This window comes from Aquimarina macrocephali JAMB N27, assembly GCF_000520995.1.
Taxonomy (GTDB): Bacteria; Bacteroidota; Bacteroidia; order Flavobacteriales; family Flavobacteriaceae; genus Aquimarina; species Aquimarina macrocephali.
Map to the genome: position 1 here is coordinate 26,994 of NZ_JACA01000064.1, position 11,816 is coordinate 38,809.

An 11,816-nucleotide genomic window follows, 5' to 3' on the forward strand; every position below is an offset into this window, starting at 1 on the left:
TTTGTATATTTCTATAAATAAAACATAAGGATTATTCACTAGTAAAAATATATCGCAATATACTCGTGTATTTTAATATGTAATCTAAGTTTGACTATAGTTTTAATTTAAAAAGCTGTCAGATTGAGTCGTTTTTCATAATGATCTCTCGACTGTGCTCGAGAAGACCTGGAGAAAAGCTGTACTCTGACTGACGTAAATTTTGCTATATCGAACCCTTTTTATATAGACTACATGGCGATTGTCCTTATGTTTAATAATGTATAAGAGCTAATTTATGATTACAAAATATCGCATACTTTCTTTATTTCTTTTCATCTTTTTTGTTCAATCTGGTTTTGGACAAGCTGATTTTAAAATTCAATTATCTGATGCTGCATTAGAATTAACTAAAAACAAAGTAACATACGACCCTTCTTATTTCTCTATTGACTACCCAAATGGAGATGTTCCTAGTGATAAAGGAGTGTGTACAGATGTAGTGATCAGAGCTTATAGAACATTAGATATGAAGATATGTACACTAATTTTGGACTATATCCCAAAAACTGGGGATTGTCTAAAACCGATAAAAACATCGACCACAGAAGGGTTCCTAATCTAATGAAGTTTTTTTCCAGATTTGGAAAAACAAAATCAATAACTAACGATTCAAAAGATTATCTCCCAGATGATATTATATGTTGGAACCTGGGAGGAGGACTCACACATATTGGCTTGGTAGTGAATAAAAAATCTAGCGATCAACAGCGTTATCTAATCGTTCATAATATTGGTGGCGGACAAGTATTAGCAGATTGTTTGTTTGACTATAAAATTATTGGTCATTATCAATATGAGAAATGAGACATCTTTATTCCTTGTCCTTGGTATTAGTATCTTTTTTTATTTCAGAATCCAGATTTTCTTTCTCTTCTCCTTTTAAGTAATTAGGCAATTGCATCCCTGCCATATTAAACATTTCTTGTAAAGGTGGTACTGCTTTATACATCCCTGAAATAAAGTTGGAGGTCGAAGTTTTACCATCTTCTCCATTACCATTTTCCCAGACCGTAATTTTATCTATTTTAATATTTTTAATTGCTTCTGCTTGTGTTTTAACTAACTCAGGTAATTTATCTGCTATCAATAACAACACTGCTTCTTTAGGGTCATTTCCAGCTGCTTTAACAATGCGGTCTAACCCTTCTGCTTGTTTAGTTAAAATTTCATACATCCCTTTTGCTTCAGCTTCTTTTTTCATAAAAATTGCATCCGCCTCTCCTTTTGCAATTCGTCTAATTTGTTCTGCCTCTGCCTCTGCATCAATTTCAATTTTTTTCTTATCAATTTGTGCAGGGACAATGATATCTGCACCTTGCTCTGCTTCTTTACGTTTTGCTCTTGCGTCTTCGGCGATTTTTTCTGCTGCATAAGCTTCTTCTAATGCTTTTGCAGATTGTACTTTTTCTGAAGCATTAGCTATTCTCTCTGCCTCTGCTTCACGAGCTCTCCTATCTGCATCAGAATTAGCAACCTGAACCTTTGCTGTATTTTCACCTTCGACCGCTTTTGCATTTGCTGCAGCAACTTGAACTCTTTGATCTTGAACAGCTTCTGCTTGCCCTATTGCTCCATCTCTATCTTTCTGAGCTACAGAAATAATAGCATCATTAATAGCTTTTGCTGCGGCTTCTTTTCCTAAGGCTTCAATATATCCAGACTCGTCATGTATATCTGTAATATTTACATTGATCAGTTTTAAACCTACTTTCTTTAATTCGGCTTCAACACTATGAGTAATATGCGATAAGAATTTATCTCTATCTGTATTAATTTCTTCAATATCCATTGATGCCACAACCAATCGTAGCTGGCCAAAAATAATTTCTTGTGCTAATTCTTGAACAGCATCTAAACTTAGTCCCAATAAACGTTCTGCTGCATTTTGCATTATAGATGGTTCTGTAGAAATACCAATAGTAAATCTAGAAGGTACATTTACACGGATATTTTGTTTACTCAATGCATTAATCAAATTAACCTCTATTGAAATCGGAGTTAAATCCAGGAACGAATAATCCTGAATTATAGGCCATATAAATGCCGCTCCCCCATGAATACATTTAGAAGAACTTTCCCCGCCAGTTTTTCCATAAACCACCAACACTTTATCAGAAGGACAACGCTTGTACCTTCTGAACATAGAGAACATAAAAACAACAAAAATTAATATAACTGCGGCTACTAAGTATATGCCAGTAACTCCAGATCCAGCAAATAATGAAAATATATTCATTCGTATTTTATTTAAAATTTTTAGTTAGATAATTTTTCAACCAGTAGTAATTCTGAGCTTATAATTTCAACAACTTTTACTAAAGTAGAAGTGCTCAAAACTTCTTCAGAATCTGTTACTGCTTCTAATTCTCGTAAACTACCTTGTACTTTAATCTGTATTTTTCCTATACTCGACCGATTTGCTCCAACTGGTAAATATACTTCGCCAATTACTCCAATAGCATTTTTAATTTTTAATGTACCAGATTCAGCCATTTTATGCATCCAGAAAAACAAGAGAGAGGTTAATATCATCATTAGTAATCCTGCAAAAGAAGAAATAACGATTGTAACAATAGTAGATAATTCGTTATCAATACATAAAATACCTGTCCAACCAAAAATGGTAAAAAAAGCAATTACATTTTTAAATGTGAAAAATTGAAAACCTACACCTCCATCATCTGCATCAACATCAGAAATATCTGCTTCCATATCCACATCACTAGCACCAATAAAGGTTAAAGCAAAAATAACCAGGAATATAATAGAACCTAATATTGCTATAATCCAATATGCTTGCTCGAAGGTTGACATACCTTCAAAAAATTCTTTCATAGATTTTAGAATTAACAGGCATAAATCTACTAAAAAAAATCAAGATTTAGTCATGATACGAATATTAGAGATGTTAATTTATGAATCCAATCTGCATAAATAAATAAGAAAAGTAAAAAATGAAGTTATGTTAGATTTCAAACTTCTCTATTGCTAGATTAGACCATAATGAAATACATAAAAAACATAGGTTTCATTTTCCATTTCTAACTCAACACATTAATCTATCATGTTTATTCATATACTCCTATTAAGAGCGCATGGTCTGATATTTTGTAATGTTCTTTTTTCAGAAAAACCGGTTTAATCTTTTTAGCACTCCAAATTTGATCTATTTCGAATAAAGGAATACCATAAGGCCATGTTGCCGTAAATCCTTTAGAAGTCATATGAAAACTATTCAGGTTATTTTTAAAATCACCAAAATGTACACTTTCATAGGGTGTATTAAAATCTCCTACAATAAAAGATGGATTGTTTTTTATAGTGAATTCATAAATAGTATGTAATGCTGATTTTCTATTCGTAAAAGGTACCGCATTAACATCTGCAATAAGTATTGATTTTTTTTGATTATCAAGCGTAACGGTTATATAATTAAATTTAAAACTCTCGTCTTTGTAGTGATACTTGATGTTATTTATTTCTCCTTTTACTGCTAGTACCATTCCTCCCTCCAATTTTTGTATACTATAAGATGAAAATGTATTCTTAAATCGCATTACATCCTTATCGGTCAACTCTTCGGCCTCTACCAATGCTATAAAAGACGGCTTTTGTTCCTTTACTTTTTTGATGATAACATCCATCGATCGTTCTCCTTTTCTCGCGATATTCCAAAATAATATACTCTTACTCTTATCAGAAGGTTCTGGTGGTGATTTCGCATTATAGTAGGTAGCAAACCAATACAATGATAAACATAAAAGACACCCTATTAAAGTATAAAACACCTTTTTAACTTTAAAAAACAATACGCTTAATATTAGATTTCCAATGAGTAGAAACAGTATGGGGCATGCATAATATATAATATTGATCGGATATATAGTATCTCTAAGAATGAAATGAATAAAAATAAGTATACTATAAAGTATAAGAAGAAGCTTTCTTTTCGAAATACTATAGCTGCGTTTTAATGTTTTTCGAAATGAACTCATCCTCGCTTTTTTGATTCGCCCGAAAATAGTTTTTTTTTACTGAAGTAGTTTACTCTTTTTTGGATTGAAGTGAAAATAGTTAAACCAATTCAATCAAAAACAACACTACCCCCTGACTTATACCTGATACAAAACAGCTCTAAAAAAATATTATTTTTCATTTTTCATTTCTAAATCCTTACATTAGTAATTCACACCTAATCAAATATTTAATATAAAATCTAATATATGGGTAAAGGAGATAAAAAAACACGTCGTGGTAAAATCGGTATTGGTTCTTATGGAAAACTAAGACGTCGTAAAAAATTAACCGCTATAGTAGAAACAACAAAGCCTAAATCAACCCCAAAACCTAAAGCAGTGGCTAAAACTGAGCCCGCACCAAAAACTGAAGCAACGCCAAAAGCTGAGACAAAAGCTGAGACAAAAGCTAAAGCAACGCCGAAAGCTGAGGCAAAAACAAAGACTGAGGTAACACCTAAAGCTAAACCAGCTGCAAAGAAAACTACAAAAAAGAAAGCTGACGAAGAATCTGAATAAGCTTTAAAAATATTTTTGATATTGCATCACCCTAAAATCAATAGTATTGAATTTAGGGTTTGCTTTTTTTAATGTCTTATATTCCTGTAAACTTCCTATAGATCGATTGGCAGCTCCCGATGGTGCAGTAAGGGATACCGCATTGATTATCCTATCTTCTAAACTAAACCGATGTATTCTGGGGATATCGTTTGATATCACTTCTAACTTTAGATCATATGCTTTTAAGTGTCTTCTAAAAAAATATTCAGGACCATTTTTACTATTACCTCCTGTAAAAAGCAGCGTATCTATTTGTGGATATTGCTTTAAATACGATACTATATCTCTAAGGATACTATTTTGCATTCCCAAATCTGATGCATCGATCTTTTCTCGCTCACAACTATGTACAATATCACAAACTCCTATCCCTCTAGAGGTTAAGAAATCCTTTCTTTGATCTATTGCGTTTTGAGTGGTCTCAAACTTTAAATCTAAATCAAATATGTTATCCAAAACAGGCCATAACAAACCACTTATACTACCATAACAGAAATTAACATCTCCTTTTTTTAATTCCCCCATAGTAAACCTGGGCGGTGGTAGTGTTCCTACAATAAGTTTTGTAGCTCCTTTAGGGAAAAACGGTTCGTATGGGTGCGTATGTAGAAACAAATGAATTACGAATTTATAAATTAATGAATTACGAAGGTAGTCGTATTATTTAAAAAAGTGAAAGAAGTTTATAGAGCTATACAAATACTCACAACCTCTCTACTATCGACTTCAAAAAAGTTTTTATTTTTTTTCTCAGTTCCGAAAAATGAAACTGGCGTGCTTTAATATTGCATTGGGAATACGATAAAAAAACAAAATCAGTCATTAAATATTTACCTATGAACAAAGCAACAATACTACTACTCTTCCTGTTTTGCTATGGGCTATGTGCTCAGGCTCAAACTCAAGAAGAATTTAAACCAGATTATCTCACGTACCATACCGAGTATGTACCAGAGACTCCTAATGCATCTTCATTTACGATTTATGGAAACACTCCGGTAAATCATGCCACAGGGATTCCACAAATCGAAATCCCTATATTCACTATACAAGAAGATGGAAACTCGATTCCTATTTCACTATCCTATCATGCTTCTGGGGTTAAGGTCGATGATCTGGCCAGTGTAGTTGGGTTGAAATGGACTCTCAATGCAGGAGGAGGAATCTTTAGACAAGTAAATGACAAGATCGACGAAGAAGGTTGGTTAGTTCCTAACTCCAGAGGGATTGTAACTCCCGATTGGTTAGCCTCACAGGGACAAATCAATACTCAAGCTGTTCAACGGCAAATAGGAAGTTCTGATTATTATCACGATTATTATCCCGATGATTTTAGCTATAGGTTCTTAAATCACTCAGGAGCTTTTATCTTTAATCAAGACGGGACCACAGAACAAGAGAAACAATCTTCAATGTTAATTCAGAAAGTTACAGGAGTAGGAAACTCAGCTTATTTTAAAGCTCTCGATGAAATGGGTAACACCTATTATTTTGATAATGATACCATGAGGGAATTAAACTCCAAGCTGGTAGTTACTGGTACCAACGACGGAAACATAAGTACGAATTCAGACTCTTATCCTACGGGTTGGATGCTTAATAAGTTGGTTACTAAAAACAATAAGGAAATCAATTTCACCTACACTCCTTATGATCTGGATTATACCATCAATAATGCTTCTCACTCTATAGGTGTTGCCCCGGGATGTATTGATTTTAATCCTGCGTGCGGATGTTCTGGACTAGGAACAAGTAATAACACTTCAGTTTCTACTACAACTATAGGGTATTCTACCAGAAATCAACTCATTAGCACTATTGAATCTACTACTATTAAAGTGACTTTTAATTACGAACAGGATACTACATTATCTACCTGGCAAAAGAAATTAAGCTCTATTATCATTTTAGATAAAATAGCTAATAAAACGAAGTCATACACCTTTACGTACGGTAAATTCTCTGGAGATTCACGCTTACGATTAGATCAAATTCAAGAGATTGGTTTTGATGGAAGTACAAAGCCTCCGCATAAGTTTTATTATCAGGACGGTAATCTTCCTCTAAAAGGAAGTATGGCAAAAGATTATCATGGGTACTATAATGGAAAAAACAATAGCACCTTGGTCCCCTACTCTCTCAATGCCTATAACACCATAGCTTCAAATTATCGTAGTAGCCTTGCAGATCGTAGAGAAGATTTTAATTTTCTTAAAAGAGGTGTTTTAAATAAAGTTGAGTATCCAACAGGCGGTTCAACTGAATTTACTTATGAGCCTAACGCTGTTCCTTCAACAACAAATAATGATCCAAGATATATACCTAAAGGAGTTCCAATACATGCTTCTGGTGACTATTTTACATCGGGAGGATATAGAGTGTTTAGAACTCCTTTTTCTTTGACCGATGATTTACTGGGTAATTTAGGAACTCCCGTTACCTACGGGGCAACTTCAACAATTTGTAATAATGATCCTAATAACCCAAGTATAGATTGCTCAAGGTTTAACATCTACCCAAAACAAAGTGATGGCAGTCTGGGAACGCCTATATTTTCTCCCTTTAAAGTGATTGGAGCAGAAGGGAGTAAAAATCTTTTAAAAGGAGATTATATTTTAGAACTTAAAGTAAAAGAATCAGAACTTATAGCTAATCCTACTGCACGAATATCAGTAAATCTAAGTTGGAGCGAAAAAGAAACGTCTAATACCCAAACTACACGTTATGCAGGAGGACTTAGAGTAAAATCTATAGTAGACAAAGACACTAATGATAATGTTACTGGGGAGACCCAATATGCTTATGATGGACTCACTGGATATAGTTTAAATATCAGCAATACCATTAAAAGTTATGGAGAAAGAACAGCATTTTCTGCAGAAAATATCGCTTTAAATCCAGCTTTAATCAAATCAGGATATTTTTATAAACAGGTTACTATTAACAAAATAGGAACAGATGAATCGATTAAAACAATAGAAAAGTACACCGATGTTTTTAAAAATAAATCTTATGAATCTCAATTGTTAGAACAAGAGCTGTATAATAAAAATGATAAGGTAAAAAAAACAATCTATACGTATGACAATGATATTGTAAAGACAACACAATTTTGGACACTTAGTGATAAGACACTTTGTTTTACTCCTCTTGGTAGTAGTAAACCTAGTCTTGGATATACTACCCCAAATTCGACTAATTATTATCATCGTAAAAATGTACTTTCTCAAAAAACAGAAATCGATTACTATTATAAAACAGGTGAACCCTTTAACACATCAATTACCCGGTACAAATACGAGTATAATGATGATATGCAGGTTACCAAAGAAGAGTTAGATGGTAGATTGTATGCAGAAAGTGAACAAGCTATTCTGGATGATAACTATAGTATTATACCCGATGGGAAACATGCAGAAATCAGATATACCTATCCTGTAGATCATCAATCAGAAAATACCACTATTGCTACGTTATACAATAACCATCAAACGGGCTTACCGATAAGCAAAAAAGTATATGTAAATAATGATCTTATCCAGGGGCAATACATGGATTATGATCCTAAGGGTAATGTGATTGCTACCTATAGACATCATAAAGGACTATCTAGCCATCAATCTGCTGCAGGACATATCCCATCGAATTATGAATTATATCAGGCGTTTAAACTTGAAGCTGGAAAACCCATTGAAGTACAGCGTAAAGACGGGGTTCCTACTGCTATCTTATGGGATACCACACATAACTACGTCTTGGCACAACTCATAGGAGTAACCAAAACCGAATTAGAGGGAGTTACAGCAGCTGTTAATCTAAAAACAACTACCGATAGTCAACTCAATACACTCTACGATAGTTTACGAAATACTTTTACAGGTGCGCAGATCACCACTTTTGTTCATGACCCGCTAAAAGGGGTTGTGGGAGTGACAGATGCAAGAGGATATACTACCCAATATGATTATGATGGTCTAAGCCGATTGATTTTGGTAAAAGATGAAGATAACCATCTGATCTCTGAGCAAAAATATCACTATAAAAACGAACAGTAAGCACTACAAAAAATGAAAGATACAACACTAAAATATATAGTATTTCTTGTTACCCTGTTTTGTGGTATACAAGGATATTCGCAAGTACCAATTGGAGATGGAAATGGAAATAATGCCTACTACTTTGATGGAGACCATGATAGCTATGGAGATCCTTCTAATCGTGTAATCAGAGCTACACAACCACCAGGTTATGTAACCAATAATCAGGATCTAGATGATAGTAATGCTTTGATTACTAATGTTGCTCCCAAATATTTCTATAAAGATGGTGATGGAGACAATTACGGGGTTACAAACATTAAAGTATATCAAAGTGTACGCCCCACCGGATATGTGATTAATTCGGGTGACTGTAATGATAATAATGCTGCATTACACCCCAATACAATATGGTATCGTGATAAGGATAATGATTCCTGGGGAAATCCCGGTGTAACCAAAAAACAATGTAGCCAACCTTCTGGATATATTCTTAGAGCAGGAGACCTTAATGATGATAATGCACTGATCACTAATATTACACCAAAGAATTTCTATCGTGATGCAGACGGGGATACCTTTGGAAACCCAAATATTAAGACGTACCGTAGTATTCAACCTTCAGGTTATGTTACCGATAATGGGGATTGTGCAGATAATAACGCTGCTATTCATCCTAATACCATATGGTATCGCGATGGCGATGGTGATAGTTGGGGAAGCGATCAGGGAATAGGGGCTATCGGTGATAATACCCCTCCTACAATACAACAATGTATACAACCTATTGGGTACGCTATTAGAAAAGGAGATCTTAATGATGGTAATAATTTGATTACCGATATCCCCCCAAAGAATTTCTATCTGGATGCAGATGGGGATACTTTTGGAAATCATAGTACAAAAACCTATCGTAGTTATCCCCCAGATGATGGCAATACCTATGTGCTAATTGCTAATGATTGTGACGATAACAAAATAGAAATACACCCTAATACGGTTTGGTATAAAGATGGAGATAAAGATACATATGGAGATCCTAATATCACCAAAATACAATGTATACAACCTGCAGGGTATGTTCTTAATGATAATGATTATAATGATGGTACTGAATTCATCACCAATATCCCGCCCAGGTATTTTTATAGAGATGGAGAGGGTGATGGTTTTGGAGATCCTAATGATAAAGTTTATTACAGTGTTCAACCCATTGGATATGTGGATAATGCAGATGATCAATGCCCAAATGAATTTGGTAAGAGTCAGGGATGTTCGTTTTCACCAGAGAATTATATATATACCAAGGTATATCAAAAGCCTGTGACTTCTTCTCAATCTACCGATATTATAGCAAGTATTGCTTTTTTTGACGGACTGGGTAGATCAAAACAAGAAATAGCGATCAAAGCTTCACCAAATCAAAAGGATATTGTAACTCATATAGCATATGATGCATATGGCAGACAGGCCATACAGTATCTTCCTTTTGAGCGAAAAGACACGCATCCTGGTAGTTATGAAGCAGTAGATGTTACTAATGATATCAATAGCTATTATGCAACCACATATGCAGATGATTTTACCGGGGTATCTTTATCTGATATTAATGCATATTCTGAAAGTGTTTATGAAGCCTCTGCACTCAATCGGGTGTTAGAACAAGGGGCGCCAGGAAAAGCTTGGAAAGTTAACAAAGAAAGTGATGCCGATCACACCATTAAATTTGAGTATAGATCAAATACTACAGCAGAAAATATTACATCTTTTAAGGTGAATTTTGCAAATCCTGGTAATACAGAAGTACCTAACTTAACAAAAGTTAGGAATTATGTTGCAGGAGAATTATACATAACCATTACCAAAGATGAGAACTGGACTCCTACAGATGGGAATCTGCATACCACCAGAGAATATAAAAACAAACAAGGACAGATTGTATTAAAGCGTACCTATAATAATGTAGTCACATCTATTGAGGGAGGAGCTTCTGTAACAACTGTAGAAGAGCATGATACGTATTATGTATATGATAAATATGGTAATCTTACTTATGTGATCCCTCCTAAAGTGACTATAGCTGATGGAGTAAGTGAAACTGAACTTAGTGAATTATGTTATCAATACCATTATGATTACAGAAACCGACTGATCGAAAAGAAGATTCCCGGTAAGGATTGGGAGTATATTGTATATAACAGATTAGACCAGCCTATTCTTACCCAGGATGCCAGCTTAAGAAAAGAGAATTCTGATAAACCCTGGGATCAGTGGTTGTTTACAAAGTATGATGCGTTTGGAAGAGTAGTATATACAGGGACTATTGTAGACAATAGTGTAAGAAAAGTATTACAAAGCAGAGCTAATGCGTGGAAACAATCTCAATATGAAACCAAAAGTACTACACCTATTAGCATTAAAGGGACATCAACATACTATAGTATGGATGCCGCCTACCCAAACAGAGGATTCTATAAAGTATATACCATCAATTACTATGATGACTACACTTTTGATATCGCCGGATTGACCAACCCGGGAACAGTATATAACGAAGCTATCACCGATCGAACCAAAACACTAGCTACAGGAAGCAAAGTACGGGTGTTAGACACTAATGATTGGATTACCACGGTTACCTATTATGATAAAAAAGCAAGGCCCATATATGTAGCCAGTAAAAATGAATATCTCAATACTACTGATATTGTAGAAACCCAATTGGATTTTGTAGGTAAGGTAGAAGAAACCAAAACTACCCATACCAAAGGCAGTAATTCAGCGATAGTTACCATAGATACCTTTACCTATGACCATATGGGTAGAATGGGTACCCAAACCCAAAAGATCAATACTCAAACTCCAGAGGTAATTGCAACTAATACCTACGATGCTTTAGGGCAATTAGAACGTAAACAAACAGGAGGAGGATTACAAGAGGTAGATTATACCTATAATGTACGGGGTTGGCTAACCAAAATTAACGATCCTGAGGCGGCTCTTGGTAACAAACTTTTTGCTTTTATGATCAATTACAATACTCCGCAACATGGGGCTACTGCACTGTTTAATGGTAATATCTCTGAAACAACATGGAAAACTGCCAATGATAATGTAGAGCGACATTACAAATACAGTTATGATGCTCTCGACCGACTAA

7 protein-coding genes and 1 pseudogene are annotated in these 11,816 nt (G+C 34.5%); 4 read left to right on the forward strand and 4 right to left on the reverse strand.

What is annotated here, in order from left to right; translation table 11 throughout:
* Positions 1-277: 277 nt before the first annotated feature.
* Positions 278-846: pseudogene (locus Z054_RS29330) on the forward strand (DUF1287 domain-containing protein).
* Positions 847-853: 7 nt separating this feature from the next.
* Here the strand turns inward: Z054_RS29330 and Z054_RS0125785 are convergent.
* The 3 genes from Z054_RS0125785 to Z054_RS0125795 form a co-directional block, all read right to left on the reverse strand.
* Positions 854-2,278, reverse strand: coding sequence for a flotillin family protein (locus Z054_RS0125785; RefSeq protein WP_024772883.1), 1,425 nt, complete (start codon positions 2,276-2,278; stop codon positions 854-856).
* A gap of 20 nt (positions 2,279-2,298) precedes the next feature.
* Entirely contained in the window at positions 2,299-2,877 is a 579-nt protein-coding gene (locus tag Z054_RS0125790) for a hypothetical protein (protein WP_024772884.1), read from the reverse strand.
* Between the two features lie 233 nt (positions 2,878-3,110).
* Positions 3,111-4,037: an endonuclease/exonuclease/phosphatase family protein gene (locus Z054_RS0125795; RefSeq protein ID WP_152538679.1), complete on the reverse strand. Its 927-nt coding sequence runs from the start codon at positions 4,035-4,037 to the stop codon at positions 3,111-3,113.
* Between the two features lie 228 nt (positions 4,038-4,265).
* Here Z054_RS0125795 and Z054_RS32660 point away from each other — a divergent pair, with 228 nt between their 5' ends.
* Positions 4,266-4,577, forward strand: a complete 312-nt coding sequence (locus tag Z054_RS32660) for a 30S ribosomal protein THX (protein WP_024772886.1) — start codon at positions 4,266-4,268, stop codon at positions 4,575-4,577.
* A gap of 3 nt (positions 4,578-4,580) precedes the next feature.
* Here the strand turns inward: Z054_RS32660 and Z054_RS0125805 are convergent, their stop codons facing one another.
* Complete coding sequence (locus tag Z054_RS0125805; RefSeq protein ID WP_024772887.1) at positions 4,581-5,234, reverse strand: uracil-DNA glycosylase family protein; 654 nt, start codon at positions 5,232-5,234, stop codon at positions 4,581-4,583.
* Between the two features lie 221 nt (positions 5,235-5,455).
* On the opposite strand from Z054_RS0125805, the gene Z054_RS0125810 reads away from it, so the two are divergent.
* Together Z054_RS0125810 and Z054_RS29335 are read left to right on the forward strand one after the other, a co-directional pair.
* Positions 5,456-8,674: an RHS repeat protein gene (locus Z054_RS0125810; RefSeq protein WP_024772888.1), complete on the forward strand. Its 3,219-nt coding sequence runs from the start codon at positions 5,456-5,458 to the stop codon at positions 8,672-8,674.
* A gap of 12 nt (positions 8,675-8,686) precedes the next feature.
* Positions 8,687-11,816: DUF6443 domain-containing protein (locus Z054_RS29335; RefSeq protein ID WP_035093619.1), on the forward strand; the 3,130-nt coding region annotated here is incomplete at its 3' end.

Coding starts and splice junctions, on each gene's coding strand:
- Z054_RS0125785 (WP_024772883.1), bottom strand. CDS start 2,278: ATGAATATATTTTCATTATTTGCTGGATCTGGAGTTACTGGCATATAC.
- Z054_RS32660 (WP_024772886.1), top strand. CDS start 4,266: ATGGGTAAAGGAGATAAAAAAACACGTCGTGGTAAAATCGGTATTGGT.
- Z054_RS0125790 (WP_024772884.1), bottom strand. CDS start 2,877: ATGAAAGAATTTTTTGAAGGTATGTCAACCTTCGAGCAAGCATATTGG.
- Z054_RS0125795 (WP_152538679.1), bottom strand. CDS start 4,037: ATGAGTTCATTTCGAAAAACATTAAAACGCAGCTATAGTATTTCGAAA.
- Z054_RS0125810 (WP_024772888.1), top strand. CDS start 5,456: ATGAACAAAGCAACAATACTACTACTCTTCCTGTTTTGCTATGGGCTA.